Raw genomic sequence first — 21800 nt, 5'->3', positions numbered from 1 at the left:
GAGGACGGTGGAGGAACGCTCGAACGTCTCAGCGGCGCCGGGTGGCCGCGGCGCTCACCGCGATCCCGAGGACGACCATCACCAGGTAGCTGTAGACCTCGTAGCCCTCGGGGGCGAGGAAACGCAGGAAGCCCATGAAGCGGATCCAGCCGAACCACTCGTGGAGCAGGCCGCCCGCCGCTGGAGATCGTGACGGCGCTGCGGAAGGTGGCGGCGGGCGAGCCGGTCCTGTCCCCGGCGGTGACGCGGCGGCTCATCCGCCGGCTCTCGGGGGATGACCCGGCCGGGACCGCCCCGCGCGCCGCGTCGGCCCGGGCCCGGCTGGCGCTCCTGGCCGACCGGGAGCGGGAGGTCGCCCTGGCGGTGGGCCGGGGCCGCTCCAACGCGGAGATCGCCCGTGAGCTGTACCTCTCGTTGCCGACGGTGAAGACCCACGTCTCGCGGATCCTGACGAGGCTGGAGATGAACAACCGGGTCCAGATCGCCCTGCTGGTGCACGACGCGGGCGAGGGCACGGGGTCGTGACGGCGGCCGTTGCCGGTCACGGCGCGGGCTTCTCCGGCAGCAGGCGTTCGGCCATCGTGTCGATCAGGCGGTCGACCGGGTAGGGGTCGAGCAGGGCCGGGGCGGTGAGGTCGTCCACGATCAGGCCGAGCATGGCGAGGTGGAGCAGGACGACGCCGTCGGCGTCCCCCGGCAGCCCGGCGTCCAGGTGGAAGCGGACGGTCGCCGCCAGCTCCAGGGACTGGAACCCGGTCAGTTCGGCCTGGAGTCCGGGCCGCCGGGTGCCCTCCAGACGCAGTTCCAGCATGGCGATGTGCACGCTGCGTTCGCGCCGCATCCGGGCCAGCAGGTCGCGCAGCAGGGTGGCGGTGTCCAGCGGCCCGGTCAGCGTGGCCGGGTCGGGGACCAGGCGCTCTTGGGTGCGGTGCAGGATCTGTACGAGGAGCTGGTCGCGGTTGCGGAAGTAGTTGGAGGCGGTGCCGGTCGGTACGCCCGCCTCCGCGTCCACCGCGCGCAGCGTCAGGCCGCGCGAGCCTTCGCGGGCGAGGACTTCGATGGCGGCGTCGAGCAGCGCGGCGCGGCGCTCGGGGTTCTGGCGCATGGACCGAGAGTACTGCACCTGAAGTGGTTCGTGTGCACCCCGCCCCAAGTGCTTCGTGTGCACCCGCCCCACGTACGTCGTGTGCGCCCGCCCGGCCCGGAGAGGGGGGTTGAGGAACATCTGTGTCAGATCGTGCGCTAAGCGCTCGCGGTTCCGAACTCCGCTTTGACCTGGGCTGATCGTACGGCGGAGCCTTCGCGGGTCGATGTTGTCGATCTTCGGAGGGCCGTGGTTTGGCGGTCGAGTTCCTGACGGATGAGCAGGCGGCGCGGTACGGGTCGTTCTACGGGGCGCCGTCTCGGGCGGAGTTGGAGCGGTTCTTCTTCCTAGACGATGCGGACCGAGAGAATGTGCAGGCCAAGCGGCGTGCGCACAACCGGCTCGGGTTCGCGGTCCAGCTGACGAGCGTGCGCTACTTGGGGCGGTTCATGCCGGACCCACGGCAGGTGCCAGCGGAGGTGGCCGCGTACCTGGCCGAACAGCTCGGAATTGCCGACCCTTCGGCGCTGAAGGAGTACGGCGAGCGGGACGGGACGGCCCGTATGCACGCCGGGGAGATCCAGGAGGCCGGAGGCTGGCGGGACTTCGCCGAGGTGCGGGACGAACTGGCGGAGTGGCTGGACGCGCGGGCCTGGACGACCGGGGACGGGCCGAAGGCGCTGTTCGACGCGGCGTCCGGCTGGCTGCGTGAACGGCGGGTGCTGCTGCCTGGCGTGACGCGGTTGGCCCGGCTGGTGGGCACGGTGCGGGAGGCGGCGAACAACCGGCTGTGGGACACCCTCTATGGGCTGCTGAGCACCGGTCAGCGGGCGGTGCTGGACTCGCTGCTGGCGGTGCCGCCCGGGGCCCGGGTGTCGGAACTGGACCGGCTGCGCAGGGGGCCGATGCGGATCTCCGGGCCGCAGATGCGGTGGGCGCTGGAGCGGGTCGAGGAGATCGCCGCGCTGGGCATGGGGGACGTGGACGTGTCGGGGATACCGCCGCGGCGGCTGGCGGAGCTGTCCCGGTACGGGGTCGACGGCAAGGCGACACTGCTCAAGCGGCACGGTGACTCCCGGCGTCTGGCCACGCTGCTGGCCACCGCGGTCTACCTGACGTCCCGGGCGGTCGATGACGCCTTGGACCTCCTGGAGGTGCTGATCGCGACGAAGCTGCTGGCCCGCGCGGAGCGGGAGACGGTGAAGGAGAAGCTGAAGACCCTGCCACGGGTGGAGCGGGCGTCGGCGAAGCTGGCCGCCGCGTTCCAGATCGTGTTCGACACCACCAGCGAGCAGGTCGACACCGACACCGGGGAGATCAGCCCGCCCGAGGTGGAGACCCTGGACGCGATGTGGGAGCGGATCGAGCAGGTGGTGCCCCGGCACGAGCTGGCGGCGGCGATCGCTGCGCTGTTCGAGCTGACGCCGCCGCTCGACTCGGACGCGGACGAGGCATGGCGGGCCCAGCTGGTCACCCGGTTCGGCACCGTACGGCCGTTCCTCAAGCTGCTGGTGACGGTGGTCGACTTCGGCGCCACGCCGGAGGGCCTGCCGGTCCTGAAGGCGTTGAAGTCGCTGCCGGACCTGATGGGCCGCAAGAAGGTCGGCCCGGCGGAGATCGATACCGGCCTGCTCACCGGGTCGTGGCGGCGCCTGGTGCTATCCGCGCCGCACCTGGAGCCGGGCACGGTCGACTGGAAGGCGTACGCGTTCTGCGTGCTGGAGCAGGTGCACCGGATGCTGCGGAGCAAGCAGGTGTTCGCGAAGAACTCCTCCAAGTGGGGCGACCCGAGGGCGAAGCTGCTGGACGGGGAAGCGTGGGAGCAGGCCAAGCCGACCGTGCTCGCCTCGCTCAACCTGCCCGCCGAGGCGGGGGAGCACCTGGCGGCTCGGGCCGCGCTGTTGGACGGCACCTACCGCGAGGTCGCCGCGCGGGTGCCGGCGAACTCCCAGATCGTGTTCGACGACGACGGCCGCCTGCACTTCGCCGCCCTGGAGCCCGAGCCCGAACCGGCCTCCCTGCGGAACCTGCGTGAGGCGGTGGAGGCGATGCTGCCCCGTGTCGATCTGCCGGAGGCCCTGTTGGAGGTGTTCTCGTGGACCGGCGCCGACCAGGCGTTCACCTCGGTCACCGGCGGCGAGGCGAGGCTGAAGGACCTGCATGTGACGATTGCCGCGCTCTTGGTCGCGCACAGCTGCAACGTCGGCTACACCCCGGTCATCGGGGCGGCGGACGCGCTGAAGTACGGGCGCCTGTCCCATGTCGACCAGACGTATCTGCGGCTGGCGACGTATCGGGCCGCGAACGCCACGCTGATCGACTACCAGGCGGCCATCCCGCTCGCGCAGGCGTGGGGCGGCGGCCTGGTCGCCTCGGTGGACGGCATGCGGTTCGTCGTTCCCGTGCCATCGGTGTACGCGCGGCCGAACCCCAAGTATTTCGGGCGCCGGGGCGGCGCCACCTGGCTGAACATGATCAACGACCAGGCGGCGGGGCTGGGAGGGAAGGTGGTGGCCGGCACCCCGCGCGACTCGCTGTACGTGCTGGACGTTCTCTACGACCGCGACGGCGGCAAGCGGCCGGAGATGATCGTCACCGACACCGCCTCGTATTCCGACATCGTCTTCGGTCTGTTGACCCTGGCCGGGTTCGCGTACGCGCCGCAGCTCGCTGACCTGCCGGATCAAAAGATGTGGCGCGTCGACCGCGCGGCCGACTACGGCGCCTTCCAGGAAGCGGCCCGCGGCAGGGTCGACCTCGCTAGGATCGAACGGCACTGGGAGGACATCCTTCGGATCATCGGCTCCATCCACACCGGCGCCGTGCGCGCATACGACGTGATCCGGATGCTGTCCCGCGACGGCCGCCCCACCCCGCTCGGCGACGCGATCGCCCACTACGGGCGGATCTCCAAGACCCTGCACATCCTGCGCCTGGCCGACGAGCCCGGCTACCGCAGGCAGATCAAGAGCCAGGCGAACCTCCAGGAAGGCCGCCACTCCCTCGCCCGGAAGATCTTCCACGGCAGGCAGGGGCAGCTCTACCAGCGCTACCAGGACGGCATGGAAGACCAGATCGGCGCCCTGGGCCTGGTCCTCAACGCCCTGGTGCTGTTCAACACCCGGTACATGGACGCCGCGGTGAAGCAGCTCCGGGCGGACGGCTTCGACGTCCGCGACGAGGACGTGGCCCGCCTCTCCCCGTTCGTGCGCCATCACATCAACATGCTCGGCAGGTATTCCTTCCAGCTTCCCGATCTGCCTGGCGGCCTGCGTCCGCTACGCGACCCGGACGCCACCGACGACGAATAACACCGAGGAGCAGCGGTCTCGGAGGTTTCCGATCGGCACACGAGATCCTCGATAATCTTCCTCTCCGCACCGGGACTTGGGCCACGTGGCTAGGAGGATTACGTATGCCGAACTCTTCAGGCACCACCGGCGGAAATGCGAGCGGAAGCTCTGCGGCCAATGGAGCGGGTGCTCAGGTGCCCCCTGCTGCCGCACCAGGCGCGCAGGGGGCACCAGGGGCCCCCGCACCGGCTCCACAGTCCCCTCCGACTCTCTCCACCACGCCGCCGGGGACAGCATCAACGCCAGCCGGTTCGTCGGCCACCCTGCCGGCCTCGGCAGGGGCGCCGACCGCGCCTTCGGCGAGCGGCACCCCGTCTGCACCTGCCAGCGATCCGGAATCGAGATGGAGGCACAAGCCCAACCTCATCGGCCTGCTGACCCTGGTCGCCACCGTCGTGGGCATCGCTCTCGCGATCTATTACGGCAACGACTCCTCCGAGTCAGGGCAGTCGCAGGCGAAGAGCGGAGATGTACAAGCAAGCACGGGCGTGTCGGAAGCGGCACGCCAGCCCAATCTCAAGGTCGCGAGGATCGCCGCCTACATCAAGGAGGGCATCGACGGCAAGGAGCAGACCGATGAGGGACAAGAGGCTCTCACGGATCTACGGGGCCCGCATCTGGACATCACGTTTGAGAACCGAGCCCCTGGTCCGTCTCTGATCACCAAAGCTACGCTGCGGGTTCGTGAGGCCGGAGCCCTGCCGGGGTGCCATCAGATCGGAGGCGAACTGGCGATCTCCATGAATTACGACTTCCCCCTGCCTGACAAGCTGCCGAAGACGCCTTATGAGCAGTCGAAGGACATCAGCTTCACGGTCGAGGACAACAAGCTCGATCGCCTGACCCTCACCATGGGGCCAGAGAACCACGGATGGGAGAACCCGTGGTACGGAGTGGTAGACATCGTCTTCGAGCACGACGGGACCAAGACCACTGTCGGCCCCATCGCCGTGGTCGACACAGGAGGCGATGCTGAGTTCTACCCCGATGGCGACACGTGGGTCATCAAGAACATCGACATCCCCACTTGCTTGGACGAGAACGCCGCGCTGGTGGACCGCCTCATGAGCATCCCTGATGTCACCGTCTCGAAGGAATTGAAGACGCTGCGAGACAAGCTCACCTCAATGGGCCACTGATTCCCCGCACGGGCCCCTGGCAGGCCGCCGACGAGCACGCTTCAGCGCTTGCTGCCGCCGGGAGCGAGCAGGCTGGTGACCTCGGCGATCGCCTCCGCCGAGGGGTGGAAGTAGCGCCGTACGTTCTCCGGCTTCTTGTGCCGGGACTTCGCCATCAGCATCGGCAAGCTGGCCCCGGCCTCGCCAAGATGGGTAAGGCCGGAGTGCCGGTACTCGTGAAGGTCCCAGCCCGTACCCGGTACCCCGCCGATGGCTGTGTGGGTGTCGAGCAGGGCGCGGGCCTGCCCGTACGACAACCGCACCAGCCCGGTGTCCGGGCAGACGTCACGGGAGCTGAGGACCTTGCCGGGGCCCGGCTTGCGGTGGGTGACGAACACCGGTCCCCGGGTACGGCCCTTGATCAGCCGGGGCAGCAGGCGGGCGGTGCCGGCGTCCCAGAACACGGTCTCCAGCACGAACTCCTCGCGCGGGGCGCCCCGGCGGCGGGTACGCGGCCGGGCCCCCTTCGCCTTCACCGGGGCCCGGCGCCCGGCCAGGTCCAGTTCCTCGATGTTGACGCCGAGGATCTCCTCCGCTCGCGCACAGGTCTCGTAGAGCATCCGCCACAGCGTCTTCTCCCGCAGATGGACGTCCCGGCGGGCGATCAGCCGGTCGACCGCCATCTTCGAACGAGAGGGGGTCTCGGAGTCCGGCGGGGTGAGCCGCTTCACCCAGGCCGGAACCGCCGGGCCGTCATAGCCACGCTCGGCACACCAGCCCAGCCACGACAGCACGGAGGCCCGGCGGGCGTTCCACGTGTTGACCGCGGCAGTGCCCCACAGCAGTTCGAGGGCCTCGCCGATCTCGTCGTCCGCCACGCTGGCGAGCGGACGGGCCTCGCCGAGGCGTTCGGCGGTCTTGCCGACACCGATGCCGTACGAGCGGAGGGTGTTCGGGTTGTCGAGCGAGTCGAGGAACACGTCCGCCGCCGTGCGGACGGTCAATGCCTTCCCGGCGGGCAGCTGCACGACCGCGGGCACGGTCTCCTCCTTGTCGCAGATAACGGGGTCGCTTCGCGCACGGTCCCGTGAACGTCGCCGCAGGTCGCGATCAGCGATGCCACGGATAATAGGGCGTTATCTGCGGAAGGACTTCAGACGGGTCCGGCTGCCGACGCTCCGTCAGCCACCCACCAGGGCCGACGTCGGCTTAGCGCACGATCTGACATGGATGTTCCTCAACCCCCGAGAGCTACGACCCGGCGGCGGACCCGTCCCGCGCCGACTCCAGCAGGTACGGCACGTCGATGACCGCGACCCCGGGCGTGAACAGCAGCCGCGCCTTGAGCCGCAGCGCGTTCTGGTTGTGCAGCGGCTGCTCCCACCAGTGGCCCACCACGTACTCGGGGATCACCACCGACAGCATCGCCTCCGGATCCTCCTCCGCCAGCTCGTCGACCTGTGCCAGGACCGGCGCCACCACCTCGCGGTACGGCGAGTGCAGGATCCTCAAGCTGACGCCCGGGTCGTGGTCCGCCCAGGCCTGCCGCAGCCGGTGCGCCTCCTCCTCGTCGGCGGCGACGGTGAGGGCCGTGAGGCTGTCGGGGCGCAGCGCCTGTGCGAAGCCCAGCGCCTTGAGCGTCGGCGCGTGGACGGCGGCCACGAGCACCAGCACGTGGTGCCGGACGGGTTTGCGCGGCCTGACGCCGGACGGTACGGCGACCTGCTGTGCCACCGTGTCGTAGTGGCGCCGTACGCCCTTCATGCCGAGGAAGAGCAGCGGCATGGCGATGACCACCAGCCAGGCGCCGTGCGTGAACTTGGTGACCAGGACGACGACCAGGACCACGGCGGTCATGGCCGCGCCGACGGCGTTGATGGCGCGCCGGCGGTGGATGTGCACCCGCTCCCCGCGGGGCGTGCCGGGCGAGGCCAGCTCCCGGCCCCAGTGCCGGACCATGCCGGACTGGGAGAGGGTGAAGGAGACGAAGACGCCGATGATGTAGAGCTGGATGAGCCGGGTCAGCTCGGCGTCGAAGGCGACGATCAGGGCGACGGCGGCGAGGGCGAGGAGCAGCACGCCGTTGGAGTAGACCAGCCGGTCGCCGCGGTTGTAGAGCTGGCGCGGCGCGTACCGGTCCCGGGCCAGGATCGAGGCGAGCGTCGGGAAGCCGTTGAAGGCGGTGTTCGCGGCGAGGATCAGCACCCCGGCGGTGACCGCCTGGAGCAGGTAGAAGAGGAAGTGGAGGTCGCCGAAGGTGGCCCGGCCGATCTGCGCGAGCGCGGTGGAGGTGGGGGTGCCGGGGGCGAGGCCGAGCTCGGTGGGGTCCTCGGCGACGTGCACCTGGTAGACCATGGCCAGGGTCGTGATGCCGGCGAACATGGTGATGGAGAAGAAACCCATCATCGCCAGCGTGGTGGCGGCGTTGCGGCTCTTGGGCCTGCGGAAGGCCGGTACGCCGTTGCTGATCGCCTCGACGCCCGTCAGCGCCGTGCAGCCGGAGGCGAAGGCGCGCATCGCGAGCAGGACGACGGCGAAGCCGGTGTAACTGCTCACGGCGTGCAGGGGCAGGTCGGCGGACTCGGCGCGGATGGTCGCGCCGCCGGCGATCCGCACCGCGGCGACGGCGAACATCAGGTAGATGACCAGGATGAACCCGTAGGTGGGGAGGGCGAAGACACGGCCGGACTCGCGTACGCCGCGCAGGTTCATCAGCGTCAGGACGGCCACGAAGGCGGCCGACAGGCCGACCGCGTGGTCCTCCAGGGCCGGGATCGCCGAAGTGATGGCGGCGACGCCGGAGACGACGGAGACGGCGACGGTGAGGACGTAGTCGACGAGCAGGGCGCTCGCGGCGGTCAGCGCGGCGTTCTGGCCCAGGTTCTCGGAACTGACGATGTACGCGCCCCCGCCGCCCGGATAGGCGTAGCAGGTCTGCCGGTAGGAGGCGACGACCACCACGAGCAGGAAGACGATGGCGGCGGCCGCGTACCAGGTGAGGTGGAGCAGGGCGACGCCGCCGAGGGCGAGGATCAGCAGGATCTCCTCGGTGGCGTAGGCCACCGAGGAGAGCGGATCGCTGCAGAAGATGGGCAGGGCGAGCCGTTTGGGCAGCAGGGTCTCGCCCAGGCGGGCCGTGTCCAGCGGCTCCCCGACCAGCACGCGCTTGACGTTGATGCGCCTCATTCAGGCATGATCGACCGGAATCGCCCGGATCCTCCGCTGTGACACCCGCCGGCCCGCGCCGAGCGGCGGCCCCCTCCGTGCCCCGTGCCGTGCGCCGTGCCGGCCGGCGCGCGGGTTCACCCGCCGGCCGGCGCGCCCTGGGCCGGGCTGTGGGCCGTGTCCTGCGCCGGGCCTTGCGCCGTACCCTGCACCGGGCCCGCCAGTTCCTCCGCACGCTGCGCCAGCCACAGGTCGTGACGGGCACTCGGGGCCTGCAGCAGCGAGCGCTCCAGCAGTCCCTCGATCCTGGTCAGCCGTTTACGGGCGGCCGGCACCGAGATGCCGAGGGCGGCCGCCGCCGGGACCAGGTGCGCGTCGTGCCGCAGCCAGGCCCGCACCGTCTCCCGCGCCCCCGGCGGCGCGTCCGGCCCCGTCAGCGGCCGCAGCTGGCGCCGTGACCAGTCGGCGAGCGCGGGAGCGCGCAGGACGTCGTCCAGGCCCGGCGCCACCCCCTGCGCCGCGCGGCCGCCCCGCGTCCCGGCGCTCGCCCCGCCGCCCGGGGTGAGCCGCAGGGCGAGCGAGAGCGCGGCCTGGTCGCCCAGGCGGGCCAGGTCGAGGCCCAGGACCCCCTCGATATGGCGCAGCCGGGTGGCGAGGGTGTTGCGGTGGATCTTGAGCAGCCGGGTGGCGTGGGAGGTGAAGTCGAGCCAGGCGTGCGCGGTGGCCCGCAGCTCCTGCGCGCCGGGGTCCTGCGGCCGCCGCGGCTCGTACGCGTGCAGCGGCGCGAGCAGTGCCGCGGCCCACCCCGTGCCCGCGCCGTGGGCGGCCAGCGCCAGCTCGGGCCCGGCGCCGAACCGGGCGTGCCGCTCGTCGCGGCCACGGGCCACGGCCAGCGCGTGGAAGGCCTGGGTGTAGGAGGCGGGCGCGTCCCGCAGGTGCGCCTGCTCGCTCGCCCCGACCGTGCAGTCGCGCCCGAGACCCACCAGCGCCCGGGCGAGCGGGTCGTGACCGGCGCCCGCGCCGGCCGGCCCGGTGGGCACGAACACGATGAGGTGGCGTACGTACACCGGGCAGCGCACGACCCAGGCGCGCCCGCCGGTCAGCTCGGCGCACGCCCGGGTGACCGCCTCCCGGTCGCCGGTGCGGCACTCCACGACGTACATCCGCATCGGGTCGGGCAGCGAGGGCGTGAGCACCTCGGCGATCTGGTGGGCGGTGGAGAGCCGGCCGTTCATCAGCAGGTGCAGCACCGCCTCGCGGGCCCGGGACTCGGCCGTCGCCGCCCGCTCCGTGCGCCGCCCGGCCTCCTCCGCGCGCAGCACCAGCGCGAGCGGCACGGCGGCGTCGGCGAGCAGGGCGGGCGCGCCGGGGTGGTACGGCCGTTCCAGTACGGCGGCCAGCGCGCGCCCCTCGTCGAGCGCGAACAGCAGCGCGGTGGCGCGGGCGCCCTCGACGACGGCCGACCGGACGCCGCGCGCGGCCAGTTCGGCGGCCGCCCGGGCCGCGAGCGCGGCCTGCGGCCCGTCGGGGCGGGCGGCCTGGGGCGCGTCCGTGAGGAAGTCCCGGTGGGCGTCCGGGGAACCGGCCCGGTGGGCGTCCGGGGAACCGGCCCGGTGGGCGTCCGGGGAACCGGCCCGGTGCGCGTCGGGATGCCCGTCGCGCGGCGCGTCCGGGGGTCCGCCGCCCGAGCCGCTCTCCGCTCCCCCGACGCCGTCCATGATCCCCACCCAGCCCTGGAGCCGGGCCGCGAGCCAGCGCAGGACCGCGTCGGAGCCGCCGGTGTGGGCGAGCCGGTGCAGCTTGAGGACGTCGTCCGAACGCGCCCATACGGGCCGCGGGTTGGGGTGCGGCTCCACGGTGGTTCCCTCCGGTCCGTTCGTCGCGCGCCGCATTCAACCACCCGCCGCACACTGTGCGCTGTGATACCGGTCTCCCGCCGCCACTGGGCAGGACGAATCCTGCGACGGGTCCGGCACCCGCCTAGATTGAGCCACGAGCGGTCGGGTCCCGGTGCTCACGGGGGAGCACCGGGCCCCTTCCTCCGCCCGTCGCGGCGGGAGTGGACCCGGGGACCCGCGGGTACCACCCCCGAGGGGTGGTGGCCGTGGAGCGGACGGACGGGGACCAGGACACCGGGCGGGACATCATGGTGGCGGTGCATCCGCTCACCGTGAACCTGGGATGGAAGGTCAGGCGGCTGTGCGGCGACCGGTTCGCGCGCGTCGGCGTGCCGCTGCCGGAGCGGACGTGCGTCTACCGGGTCTACCGCACCCGTCAATCGTGGAGCGAGAAGATCGCCTGCTCGGCCGCCGAGCTGCGGCAGTGGACCGAGGCGCTCGAGACCTGCACGGCGGGCCTGATCCGGGCCCTGCTGCGCCTGCACCGCCGGCACGGCGGCACCCGGGAGGCCGAGATCGCCCTGGACTGGAACACCGGGAGGTTCATGGAGCCGGGCCTGCCCCGGGTGCGGCTGCCCGGCTGGTCGGCCCGCAACACCGTGCGGTCGGAGAAGGCCCAACGGGCCTACCTGGCCGAGGTGACGGCGGTGACCGAGGCCTACCGGCCGGTCGCGGAGGAGATCGAGCGCCGGGTGGAACGCAAGCGTGCCGCGCGGCGGGCCGTGGAGGCGGAGCGGCGGCGGGCCGCCGAACGGCTGGCCGCCGCGGTCCGCGAGGTCGGCGCCCAACCCGTGTGGTGCTACACCGTCGCGGCCGGCGCAGGCCCGGTCGTGGACGTCCGCCGCTGCGACGTGGACCCCGGCACCGGCGGTCCGGAGGAGAGCCCGCTGACGGCGTACGAACTGGACGCGCGCCTGCGGGAACTGGTGGGCGAGCGGGCCGGCCGACGGGTCCGGTGGGACCGGGCGGCCTGCGTGCGGACCGAGGAGGACCTGGCCGCCCGCGGGGAGCGGCTGTCGTTCGTCTCCTGGTGGCAGACCGTCACCGGCGGCTGGTGGGAGACCCGTCTGGCATCCGGCGCGCCCGTGAGCGTCGTCCACGTCAGCTCGTACCCCACCGGCTACGGGGCGGGCGGACACGGTGGCGGCGGGCACAGCTGCGGCGGCGGCCACGGCTGCGGCGGATTCTGAACGGCACCGGGGCCCCGGCCCCGCACCCGGACCCCGCACCCGTCACATCCGGGCGGCCGCCGCCCTGATGGCCTCGCGGATACGGAAGTACGTGCCGCACCGGCAGATGTTGGCGATGGCGTCGATGTCCTCGTCCGTCGGCTCGGGCGTCCGCTTCAGCAGCGCGACGGCCGCCATGATCTGGCCGGGCTGGCAGAACCCGCACTGGGCGACGTCCTGTTCGAGCCAGGCCTCCTGCACCGGGTGCAGCCGGTCGCCGTCCGCGAGGCCCTCGATGGTGGTCACCTCCCGGCCCGCGCACGCCGAGACCGGCACCACGCACGGGCGGACGTCCACGCCGTCGAGATGGCTGGTGCAGGCCTTGCAGACGTCCACCCCGCAGCCGTACTTGGGCCCGCGCACGCCCAGCAGGTCGCGCAGCACCCACAGCAGGGGCAGGTCGTCGGGGGCGTCCACGGTGACGCTGCGCCCGTTGACGGTGAAGGTGTGCGACGGCACGTGAACGGCTCCTGGGCTCGGGCGCTAGCGGGGGTAGGGGGTGAAGTCGACGTCGAAGTCGAGGGGGAAGCTGCGCGGCCGGGTTCCGGTGGCGCGCGCGTAGGCGTTGGCGATGGCCCCGACGGCCGCCGGGACGCCCAGCTCGCCGGCGCCGCCCGGTTCCTCGCCCGTCGCGGGCAGCACGAAGACCCGTACGTCGCGGGGGGTGTCGCGCTGCTGCGCCCAGTGGAACTGGCTGTAACTGCCCTCCAGCGGCAGCCCCTTGTCCAGGTGCAGCCCGGCGCGCAGGGTGGTGGAGATGGCGTCGGTGAGCCCGCCGATCATCTGGGCCTCCAGACCGCGCGGGTTGACCGGCCGGCCCACGTCCACGGCGATGACGGCCTTGGTGACGCGGACGTGCTCCGGATCCCGGGTGTCGATCTCGACCAGGCAGGCGGTGCGGGACTTGTACTCGTCGTGGAAGGCGATGCCCTGCGCGCAGCCTGCGGGCATGGGCCGCCCCCACTCCCCCTCCTGGGCCGCCTTGTCGAGGACCGCGCGCTGGGCGGCGGTCTTCAGGAAGGCGCGCCGGAAGGCGTACGGGTCCTTGCCGAGCCGCTGGGCCAGCTCGTCGACGACGATCTCCTCGGCGCCGCGGGTGTTGGCGGAGTACACCGAGCGCCAGGAGCCGGTGGGAATGCCGGTGGGGACCTCGGTGAGCGCCTGGGTGGTCAGGCCGAAGTGGTAGGGGGACTTCACCGTGGTCAGGAAGAGGGTCTGGGCGAGGGTGGCGTTGCCGATGCCCAGCGGAAGGCTGGCGGCGGTGGCCGTGATGATCTCGCCGAGGCCGTGCCGGAAGTCGGTCTCGACGGCCGCGACCCGGTGCTCGAAGCTGAGCACCTCGCCGAGGGCGTAGGTGGCGCGGATCCGGTGGTGGGTGGCGGGGCGCATCCGGCCGTGCCGGGTGTCGTCGACGCGGGTCCACATCAGCCGGACCGGGCGGCGGCAGGCCTTGGAGATCCGGGCGGCCTCCAGCGCGGCGTCGAAGAAGAGCCGCCGGCCGAAGGAGCCGCCCGCCTGGACGACGTGCACGGTCACCTTGCTCAGCGGCAGCCCGAGTTCGGCGGCGATGGTCTGGCGGGCGACGATGGGCGACTTCAGGCCCGACCAGATCTCGGCCCGGTCGTCGCGGACGTCGGCGACGGCCGAGTTGGTCTCCAGCGGGGCGTGGCTGACGAAGGCGAAGTCGAACTCGGCGTCCACGTACGGGGTGAGCAGCGGCGGGACCAGCAGCGGCGGGACGGCCGCACGCAGCTTCGTACGGATCTGCGCGTCGGAGAGGTGGTCGGCGGGGCCGGGGCCCCAGGTCACCTGGAGGGCCGCCCGGGCGTCGAGGGCCTGGCCGAAGGTCTCCGCGACGACGGCGACCCCCGTGGGGACGGTGACCACGTGCAGGACGCCGGGCATGGCCCGTACGGCGTCGGCGTTGACCACGCTCCGCACGGTGCCGCCGAGCGTGGGCGGGCGGCGCACGACGCACGGCTTGGCCCCGGGGACGTCGAGGTCGAGGGTGTACTCCAGGGCGCCGGTGACCATCGCGCGGGCGTCCACACGGTTCACGGGTGTGCCCACGAGGGTGTGCCGGGCGGCCGGCTTGGGGGTGGCGCCGAGGGTGACGAGCAGGCCGGGGTCGGCGGCGGCCGCGGCGAGGCCGCCGTAGTCGGCGGTGCGTCCGTCGGGGGCGCGGACGGCGCCGCCGGCCGTGGACAGCGAGGAGGGCGCCACCTTCCAGCGGGCGGCGGCGGCCGCCACCAGGCGGGCCCGGGCGGTGGCGGCGGTCTGCCGGACCGGCCCGTACAGCGAGCGGATGGAGTTCGAGCTTCCGGTCAGCTGGTTGAAGAGCAACTCGGGTCGGGCGTCGTCGAGTTCCACGTGCACGCGGTCGAGCGCGGTGTCGAGTTCCTCGGCGACGAGCATGGCGACGGCGGTGGTGAGGCCCTGGCCGACCTCTTCGCGCGGCAGCCGGAACCTGATGTTCCCGTCAGCCTCGACGGTGAGGACGAGCAGTCCCGCGGTGGGCGCCCCGGCCAGGATGAACAGGTCGCCGAGGTCGATCAGATCGGCGGGGGCGGGCAGGGAGGGGATGGCTGCGGCGGCCGCCCGGGCCGGCTGCGGCACCAGGGCGTCGGCACCGGCGCGGGCGGCGACCGCGAGCGTGGGCGCGGCGACCAGGTAGGTGAGGAAGGTGCGCCGGCTCTGCCCTGTCATACCACTCCCCGCCCGATCGGTTACCGGCACGTAGCGTAGCGATCACGGGGCGTCCGCGGAACCCTCGCGTCGCCTCGTCATCACGGGGGCCCACGGTCCTCCGTTCGGGGGACCGCGCGGTGAGCGGCGTTGCCGTACGGCACGGGTGGGGAAAGTCGTACGAGGTGCTCGTATACCTCGCCCGTACGATCGACCGGCCCTCCCCGACGGTCCGGATCCGGCCACTCCTGCCGGTCGCCGCCGCCCCGCGCGCCCGCCCCGCGACCCGGCTGGACCGCCCGCCCCGGCGGACGGACGATGGAGGGAGACAAGGGAAGGATGTGTGCGGACATGGCCCTGTACATGGACGTCCACACCGACATGAAGGGGGTCACCGCCGACCAGCTGGAGGCCGCCCACCGCGCCGACCTGGCGATCGAGGCCCAGGAGGGCGTGCACTTCAAGAACGCCTGGGCCGACCCCGAATCCGGCGTCGTCTACTGCCTCTCCGAGGCGCCCTCGGCCGACGCGGTCCAGCGCATCCACGAGCGCAGCGGGCACCCGGCCGCCGAGATCCACCCGGTACCGCTCACGATCTAGCCATCCGGACGGTGACCTGAATCATTCGCACAGATCAGAGGGGATGGAAGTCCGTAGGCATATGCCGCGCGCAAGACCTTAACGGATGTTGCCAAACGCCTTACAGGCCGTCTCGGGCTGTGCCACAGTCGTAACCAAGTCCTTCCTTCAGACTTGGCCGTGCCGCGCCTGTATCGGAGTTCCCATGCCGTCCCATCTGTTCGCGGACCGTCCCGCGCAGCCGCCCGAGCCCGGGTCGGTGGACGCGCTGATCAAGCAGACCCGCAGGCTGCGCGGTGATGTGGACGCGGTGCGCCGCGACACCGTCGTGGACGACGACGACGCGCAGGGCCGCTGGCAGCGCGCGCTGTGCGATCTCGCGGTGCACCATCTCGACGACCTCGGCCAGCACCTCGGCCAGCTCAAGGAAGGCCTGCCGGCCGCCCCCGAGCTCGAGGAGCCCGCGCGGCCCGCGCCCGGGACGGGTGCCGAGCACGCGCAGACGAGGGTCGGCAGCGCCGAGTGGAACCTGCTCACGGACGAGGTCAGCTGGTCCGACGAGCTCTTCCAGATCTTCGGCCGCTCCCCCGAGACCGGCCCGCTCTCGCTCGACGAGCTGGGCTCCACGCTCTTCTCCGAGGACCAGCCGCTGCTGACGGCGATGGTGACCGCGTGCCTCGTCGACGGCAAGGCCATAGACGGGGAGTTCCGCATCGTCCGTGCCGACGGACGGGTGCGCACCCTGCACATGCGGGGCGAGCCGGTCCTCGACGCCGACGGCTGCACGGAGTCCATGTGGGCCGTGCTGCGCGACGTCAGCGAACTCCGGCGCAGTGAGCGTGCGGTGCGCGAGAGCGGGGACTCACTCCAGCGCCAGCGCCAGATCGCCCGCACCGAGCACCGCATCGCGGTCGAGCTCCAGGAGGCCGTCCTGCCCCCGTGGCGCGGCTCCCTGCGCTTCCCCCGCGGCAGCAGCGGCACGCTGGACGTCGCCGCCCACTACCTCCCCTCGGCGTCGAGCGCGCTGATCGGCGGAGACTGGTACGACGCCCTCGAACTGCCCGACGGCAGCTCGCTGCTGACGGTCGGAGACCTCACGGGACACGGCGTCACCGCCACCTCCGGGATGGCGATGATGCTGGGCGCCCTGCGCGGCATGGCGATGGCCGGCATCGCGCCGGGCCCGCTGATGGGCTGGCTCAACCAGCTCCTGGAGACCTCCATCCAGCCCGCCCTCGGCTCCGCCGTGTGCTGCCGCTACGACCCCGTGCGGCGTGTGCTCGCGTGGGCGCAGGCCGGCCACCCCGCCCCGCTCCTCTTCCGCCACGGCCAGGGCCGCTCCCTGCAGCCGCCGGAGGGCGTACTGCTGGGCGCGACCTCCGGGGCGTCGTACGGTCAGGCCGAGGAGTGGCTGGAGGCGGGCGACGTGCTCGTGCTGCACACCGACGGACTGACGCCGCGCAGCATCGAGTTCAGCCGGGCCGACGGGACGGAGCGGCTGCTGGCGCTGGCACCCCGGCTCTCCGCGATCCGGTCGGCGCAGGACGGTGTACGGATGGTCATCGAGGAGTTCGGCGAGACCGAGCGCGAGGACGACGCCTGCGTGCTCGTCGCCCGCATCACAGGCTGACCCCCGGGCGCCGTGGCGCGTCCGGGGCGTACCCGTGGCTGCTCGCGGGAGAGCTGACGGTTCGCTGACGGTCGGGAGAGCCGACGGCTCGTCGACGGTCGGGATGTCGACGGTCGGGATGTCGACGGTTCGGGGGCCGCGCCACGGGCGCGGCCTTCGCGTCGTCGTGACCGGTTCTTCCGACGGAGGACGCAGCGTCCGCCCCCGCCGCTAGATCTCCGCGCCCCGCAGCCGGCCCGCCGGGCTCATGGGCAGCGCCAGCTTGATCTCCTGACGCAGGTCCTCGATCCGCGCGTAGCCCGCGTACTGGCCGGTGAGCCGGTACATCTCCCGCAGCCGGTCCCATGTGCGGTGCGAGGACGTCTCGTTCATCGAGACCAGCGCGAGGCGCGCGTAGCGGTCGGCCTGCTCGGGATCGTCGGCGATGAAGCACGCCGACGCCAGCGAGATGTAGTCGAAGATCTGCGAGCGCTGGTGTCCGCCCGCCCGCAGCCGCAGTGCCTCCTTGGCGTGGCGCGCGGCGATCGGCGCCGCCGAGGGATCGTGGTCGGCGAGCGTACGGAAGGCCAGCGCCTGCATACCGTGCAGGTCGGCGGCGTCGAAGTGCTGCATCCAGCACGGCGGCGGGACATCGCCCTTGTCCGAGACGAACAGCTCCTCGGCCTCGCCGAGCGTGCGGCGCATCGCCTGCCCCTTGCCCATCGCCGCCTGTGCCCACGCCTCGATGGTGTGCAGCATGGCGCGGGTCCGTGGCAGGGTCTGCTCGCCGGAACCGGACTGCGCGAGCTTCATCAGGTCCAGCGCCTCGTCGGGCTTGCCCAGGTGCACCATCTGGCGGGCGGCCCGGGAGAGCGCCTCCCCGGCGCGCGGCCTGTCGCCGCCCTCCCGCGCGGCGTGCGCGGCGATCAGGAAGTACTTCTGGGCGGTGGGTTCCAGGCCCACGTCGTGCGACATCCAGCCCGCCAGGACGGCCAGGTTGGCGGCCACACCCCACAGCCGGCGCTGGAGGTGGTCGGGGTGGCGGTAGGCGAGCATGCCGCCCACCTCGTTCAGCTGGCCCACCACGGCCTTGCGCTGGAGCCCGCCGCCGCGGGACGCGTCCCAGGCCCGGAAGACCTCCACGGAGCGTTCCAGGGCCTCGATCTCCTGGGAGCCGATGGGGGCCGCCTCGTAGCGGTCGTAGCCCGCGGGGTCGGCCTGGAAGGGATCGGCGAACCGGGGCGCCTCGGCGGCGCGGGCGGGTTCGGTGTGGAGCCATTCGTACATGACGTTGCTGAGGGCGGAGCCGGCGGTGAGCACGGCGCCCGCGCCCATCAGACCGCGACGGTTGAGCATGAGGTCCATTCCCGTGAATTCGGTGAGGACCGCGGCTGTGCGTTCGGGCGCCCACGGCAGGCCGTCGGGGTTGTCCTTCGCCCCGTCCGCCTGCCGCTTGGAGGTGCGCCGCTGCCGTACGAACCCGAGGTCCTCGATGGTCACGACACGACCGAGCCGCTCGGTGAACAGGGCCGCGAGGACGGTGGGCACGGGTTCGCGCGGGGTCTCCCCCATGTCGATCCAGCGCCGCACCCGCGAGGTGTCGGTGGCCAGCTGGTGGTGGCCCATGGCCGCCGCCTGCCGGTTGACCATCCTCGCGAGTTCGCCCTTCGACCATCCCGCCAGGCCGAACAGGTCGTTCAGACGGGTGTTGGGTCCTTTGCTCACGTCAAGCCCCCAGGTTCTCGGCTGACTTGACAGTAGCCCGCCGTCAGATGCCGAGCGACTATTCGCCAGGGTCCGCCAGGGTTCGCCAGAGCCCGCTCCCTTCTCTGCCACCCACGCCAGGGTGTCAGGTAGGAATGCGCCTCCCCGCCCCGGTCATCCGGTGGCACTCCCCAGGGTGCCGGAACCGGTACCGGGCGGGCAGGTGTGGGCAATTCGTCGGCGCACGAAGGGAACCGCAACCGTCATGTACGCAGCATCGTCCTCCGTGTCCGCCCCCGTCCGGCCGCACCGCACGCTCCAGGCGGGCGGCGGCCCCTACCTCGACCCCGGCCGCGTCCCCGTACCGGCGCAGGGCGCCGTACGGGCGCGACGGCTGCCGGGAGCCACGGCGCTTCCCCCGAGCGGAAGAATCGACCTGTCGGGGCCGCAGGGCGCGCAGTTGCGCACCGCGCTCGCCTCGGTCCAGCGGATCTGCCCGGAGTTCGCGCCCGTCCAGGTACTGCGCCGCAGCGGCCGGTCGGTCCTGCTGGTGGGGACGACCGGGCGGACGACCGCCGTCGCGAAGGTCTTACTGGACCACTCGCCGGAATGGCGTGAGCGGTACCGGCACGAAATAGCTGCATACCGTGCGTTCGTCCGGCACCGTCCGCCGGTCCGGGTGCCGCGGCTGATCGCCGCGGATCCGGAGAACTGCACGCTGGTGGTGGAACGGATGGCGGGCAGGGTGGCGGCCCTGCAGCGGCATCCGGTGGAGGCCCCGCCGCGGCCGGACATCCGGGCGGCGCTGGGCGCGGTGTGCCGGGTCAACCAGTGGCGGCCGCCGGCGGATCTGTTCGGCCGTCCGCTGGACTACGCCTCGCGGATCTCCCGGTACCACGAGCTGGGGCTGCTGACCGACCGGGACCTGGGCGACCTGCAGAAGCTGCTGCACGGGCTGGCGGCGGGCGGGGTGCCGTGGCAGTTCAACCACGGTGACGCGCTGCTGTCGAACCTGCTGCTGTCCCCGGCGGGACCGGTGCTGCTCGACTGGGAGCACACGGGCTGGTACCTGCCCGGGTACGACCTGGCCACGCTGTGGACGGTCCTGGGCGACGCGCCGGCCGCGCGGAGCCAGATCAGCCGGCTGGCGCAGGCGGCGGGGCCCGCGGCCCGGGACGCGTTCCTGGTCAACCTGATGCTGGTACTGACCCGGGAGATCCGGATGTCCGAGACGGCGGTCCAGCGCTCCATGCTGGCCGCCGCCCCGGCGCAGCCGCTGCCGATCGGTGCCCTGTCGGCGGGCGAGGAGCAGCGCCTGCTGCTGCGCCGCCTGCACGACGACTGCGGGATGGCCCGCAGAGCCGTCCGGGCGGCGGTCGGTACCCGCTGACCGAGGTCCGGACATCATCCCCACCCCCCATGGTCGCTGAGCCCCGGGCATCCCACCGCCCGGGGTTCAGCGGTGTCCGGGGACGGAACGTGCGGCGCACCGCGCGCCTTGACATCGCATGATCCCCCGGACACCTTTTCTGACTCAGCATCAGACGACCGTTGGAGCCCGCCCATGTCCGCAAGCCCCGACCCTTCCGCCCCCCTCTCCCTCGCCCCCTCCCCCTCCCCCTCCCCGCCCTCGCGCCGTACGGTCCTCGCCGGGACCGGCGCCGGGGTGATCGCCGCCGGGCTGCCGGCCCTCGCGGCCCGGGCACACGCGGCCGGGCTCCCCTCGCTGGGCGAGTACGACGTGGTCGTGGTCGGGTCGGGGGCCGCCGGGATGACCGCCGCACTGACGGCCGCCCACCGGGGGCTGAGCGTGCTGGTGGTCGAGAAGGCGCCGACGTTCGGCGGTTCGGCCGCCCGGTCGGGCGCCGGGATCTGGCTGCCGAACAACAGCGTGCTGCGGGCGGCGGGGGTGCCGGACACCCCGGAGAAGGCGGCCACGTACCTGGCGGCGGTGGTCGGGAGCGGGATACCGGCGGACCGGCAGCGGGCGTTCCTGGCGAACGGACCGCGCATGCTCGACTTCGTGATGGCGAACAGTCCGCTGCGATTCCGCTTCATGGAGGGCTACAGCGACTACTACGACCTGCCGGGCGGGCTGCCGAACGGGCGCTCCATCGAGCCGGACCAGCTGGACGGCAACGTCCTGGGCGCGGAGCTGGCCCGGCTGAACCCGGCCTACATGCCGGTACCGGCCGGGATGGTGGTGTTCTCCGCCGACTACAAGTGGCTGACCCTGGCCGCGGTGAACGCGAAGGGCCTGGCCGTGTCGACGGAGTGCCTGGCGCGGGGTGCGGCGGCGGCGCTGCGCGGCGAGAAGCCGCTGACCATGGGGCAGGCGCTGGCAGCGGGCCTGCGGGCCGGTCTGCAGCGGGCCGGGGTGCCGCTGTGGCTGCGCAGTCCGCTGGTGGACCTGGCCCTGGAGGGCGGGTCCGTGACCGGGGTGGTGGTGGAGAAGGACGGCGAGCGGGGCGTCGTACGGGCCCGCAAGGGCGTGGTCGTCGGCTCGGGCGGCTTCGAGCACAACGCGGCGATGCGGGCGCAGTACCAGCAGCAGCCGATCGGCACGCAGTGGACGGTGGGGGCCAAGGAGAACACCGGTGACGGCATCCGGGCCGGTCAGCGGGCCGGGGCGGCGCTGGGGCTGATGGACGACGCCTGGTGGGGGCCGGCGATCCCGCTGCCGGAGGAGCCGTACTTCTGCCTGGCCGAGCGGACCCTGCCGGGCGGGCTGATCGTGAACGCCGCCGGGGCCCGGTTCGTCAACGAGGCGGCGCCCTACAGCGATGTGGTGCACGTGATGTACGAGAAGGACCGTGGCGCGCCGGGGTCGCACATCCCGGCCTGGCTGATCGTCGATCAGAACTACCGCAGCAAGTACCTGTTCAAGGATGTGCTGCCGGCGTTCGTGTTCCCCGAGGCGTGGTACGCGTCGGGGGCCGTGAAGAAGGCGTGGACGTGGGACGCGCTGGCCGGGCAGATCGGGGTGCCGGCGGGGGCGCTGCGGGCCACGCTGAACCGTTTCAACGCGCAGGCGTGGGACGGGAGGGACGCGGACTTCCGGCGCGGCGACGTGCCGTACGACCACTACTACACGGACCCGAACGTGCACCCGAACTCGTGCCTGGCGCCGGTGTGGGCGCCGCCGTTCTACGCCTTCCGCATCGTCCCCGGGGACCTGGGCACGAAGGGCGGCATCGTGACGGACGCGCGGGCGCGGGCGCTGCGGCCGGACGGCTCGGTGATCCGCGGGCTGTACGCGGCGGGCAACGCGAGCGCGGCCGTGATGGGCCGCAGCTACGCGGGGGCGGGGTCGACGATCGGGCCCGCGATGACGTTCGGCTATGTGGCGGCGAACGACATCGCGGACACCCCGTAG

Annotated in this window: 14 protein-coding genes and 1 pseudogene; 8 read left to right on the top strand and 7 right to left on the bottom strand. The window is 72.7% G+C overall.

Annotated features, from left to right (window positions below; translation table 11 throughout):
* Positions 1-174 precede the first annotated feature (174 nt).
* A pseudogene (locus ACIPXB_RS09200) lies at positions 175-525 on the top strand (response regulator transcription factor); the annotation flags it as partial.
* Between the two features lie 16 nt (positions 526-541).
* Here the strand turns inward: ACIPXB_RS09200 and ACIPXB_RS09195 are convergent.
* Positions 542-1105: a TetR/AcrR family transcriptional regulator gene (locus tag ACIPXB_RS09195; protein ID WP_401446600.1), complete on the bottom strand. Its 564-nt coding sequence runs from the start codon at positions 1103-1105 to the stop codon at positions 542-544.
* A 233-nt stretch (positions 1106-1338) separates the two neighbouring features.
* Between ACIPXB_RS09195 and ACIPXB_RS09190 the strand changes: the two genes are divergently transcribed.
* Positions 1339-4395 carry a Tn3 family transposase gene (locus ACIPXB_RS09190; protein WP_401446597.1) on the top strand — a complete coding sequence of 1019 codons (3057 nt, stop codon included), beginning with the start codon at positions 1339-1341 and terminating at the stop codon, positions 4393-4395.
* Between the two features lie 437 nt (positions 4396-4832).
* Complete coding sequence (locus tag ACIPXB_RS09185; protein ID WP_401446594.1) at positions 4833-5576, top strand: hypothetical protein; 744 nt, start codon at positions 4833-4835, stop codon at positions 5574-5576.
* A 41-nt stretch (positions 5577-5617) separates the two neighbouring features.
* On the opposite strand, the gene ACIPXB_RS09180 is transcribed toward ACIPXB_RS09185, so the two are convergent.
* The 3 genes from ACIPXB_RS09180 to ACIPXB_RS09170 all read right to left on the bottom strand — a co-directional run bounded on the left by ACIPXB_RS09180 (position 5618) and on the right by ACIPXB_RS09170 (position 10576).
* The gene (locus tag ACIPXB_RS09180) at positions 5618-6595 is read right to left on the bottom strand and encodes a tyrosine-type recombinase/integrase (RefSeq protein ID WP_401446591.1); all 978 of its coding nucleotides are present in this window, start codon (positions 6593-6595) and stop codon (positions 5618-5620) included.
* A gap of 211 nt (positions 6596-6806) precedes the next feature.
* Positions 6807-8741, bottom strand: coding sequence for an APC family permease (locus ACIPXB_RS09175; RefSeq protein ID WP_401446589.1), 1935 nt, complete (start codon positions 8739-8741; stop codon positions 6807-6809).
* 116 nt (positions 8742-8857) lie between these two features.
* Positions 8858-10576, bottom strand: a complete 1719-nt coding sequence (locus ACIPXB_RS09170) for a helix-turn-helix domain-containing protein (RefSeq protein WP_401446586.1) — start codon at positions 10574-10576, stop codon at positions 8858-8860.
* Positions 10577-10824: 248 nt separating this feature from the next.
* On the opposite strand from ACIPXB_RS09170, the gene ACIPXB_RS09165 reads away from it, so the two are divergent.
* On the top strand, positions 10825-11808 hold the full coding sequence (locus ACIPXB_RS09165) for a hypothetical protein (protein WP_401446583.1): 984 nt from the start codon (positions 10825-10827) through the stop codon (positions 11806-11808).
* A gap of 42 nt (positions 11809-11850) precedes the next feature.
* Here ACIPXB_RS09165 and ACIPXB_RS09160 read toward each other — a convergent pair whose 3' ends face one another.
* Both ACIPXB_RS09160 and ACIPXB_RS09155 read right to left on the bottom strand, forming a co-directional pair.
* Positions 11851-12306: a (2Fe-2S)-binding protein gene (locus ACIPXB_RS09160; protein ID WP_401446580.1), complete on the bottom strand. Its 456-nt coding sequence runs from the start codon at positions 12304-12306 to the stop codon at positions 11851-11853.
* 24 nt (positions 12307-12330) lie between these two features.
* Positions 12331-14553 carry a molybdopterin cofactor-binding domain-containing protein gene (locus tag ACIPXB_RS09155; protein ID WP_401446577.1) on the bottom strand — a complete coding sequence of 741 codons (2223 nt, stop codon included), beginning with the start codon at positions 14551-14553 and terminating at the stop codon, positions 12331-12333.
* A gap of 330 nt (positions 14554-14883) precedes the next feature.
* Here ACIPXB_RS09155 and ACIPXB_RS09150 point away from each other — a divergent pair, with 330 nt between their 5' ends.
* Entirely contained in the window at positions 14884-15132 is a 249-nt protein-coding gene (locus tag ACIPXB_RS09150; RefSeq protein WP_401446574.1) for an SCO4226 family nickel-binding protein, read from the top strand.
* A gap of 184 nt (positions 15133-15316) precedes the next feature.
* Complete coding sequence (locus tag ACIPXB_RS09145; RefSeq protein ID WP_401446571.1) at positions 15317-16741, top strand: PP2C family protein-serine/threonine phosphatase; 1425 nt, start codon at positions 15317-15319, stop codon at positions 16739-16741.
* A gap of 210 nt (positions 16742-16951) precedes the next feature.
* On the opposite strand, the gene ACIPXB_RS09140 is transcribed toward ACIPXB_RS09145, so the two are convergent.
* Positions 16952-18445 (bottom strand): hypothetical protein, encoded by a 1494-nt coding sequence (locus tag ACIPXB_RS09140; protein WP_401446568.1) that lies wholly within the window; start codon positions 18443-18445, stop codon positions 16952-16954.
* 244 nt (positions 18446-18689) lie between these two features.
* Between ACIPXB_RS09140 and ACIPXB_RS09135 the strand changes: the two genes are divergently transcribed.
* Together ACIPXB_RS09135 and kstD are read left to right on the top strand one after the other, a co-directional pair.
* A complete protein-coding gene (locus tag ACIPXB_RS09135; RefSeq protein ID WP_401446566.1) occupies positions 18690-19814 on the top strand; it encodes an aminoglycoside phosphotransferase family protein in 1125 nt (374 codons plus the stop codon).
* A gap of 174 nt (positions 19815-19988) precedes the next feature.
* Positions 19989-21800: a 3-oxosteroid 1-dehydrogenase gene (gene kstD / locus ACIPXB_RS09130; protein ID WP_401446563.1), complete on the top strand. Its 1812-nt coding sequence runs from the start codon at positions 19989-19991 to the stop codon at positions 21798-21800.

The sequence above is a fragment of the Streptomyces sp. NPDC090022 genome, assembly GCF_044748145.1.
Classification (GTDB): domain Bacteria; phylum Actinomycetota; class Actinomycetes; order Streptomycetales; family Streptomycetaceae; genus Streptomyces.
This window is presented reverse-complemented; position numbering and strand designations above follow the sequence as displayed.

Excerpts from the sequence above, each read along its gene's own strand:
- ACIPXB_RS09145 (WP_401446571.1), top strand. The coding sequence starts at position 15,317 with ATGCCGTCCCATCTGTTCGCGGACCGTCCCGCGCAGCCGCCCGAGCCC.
- ACIPXB_RS09135 (WP_401446566.1), top strand. The coding sequence starts at position 18,690 with ATGTACGCAGCATCGTCCTCCGTGTCCGCCCCCGTCCGGCCGCACCGC.
- ACIPXB_RS09195 (WP_401446600.1), bottom strand. The coding sequence starts at position 1,105 with ATGCGCCAGAACCCCGAGCGCCGCGCCGCGCTGCTCGACGCCGCCATC.
- ACIPXB_RS09175 (WP_401446589.1), bottom strand. The coding sequence starts at position 8,741 with ATGAGGCGCATCAACGTCAAGCGCGTGCTGGTCGGGGAGCCGCTGGAC.
- ACIPXB_RS09150 (WP_401446574.1), top strand. The coding sequence starts at position 14,884 with ATGGCCCTGTACATGGACGTCCACACCGACATGAAGGGGGTCACCGCC.
- kstD (WP_401446563.1), top strand. The coding sequence starts at position 19,989 with ATGTCCGCAAGCCCCGACCCTTCCGCCCCCCTCTCCCTCGCCCCCTCC.
- ACIPXB_RS09155 (WP_401446577.1), bottom strand. The coding sequence starts at position 14,553 with ATGACAGGGCAGAGCCGGCGCACCTTCCTCACCTACCTGGTCGCCGCG.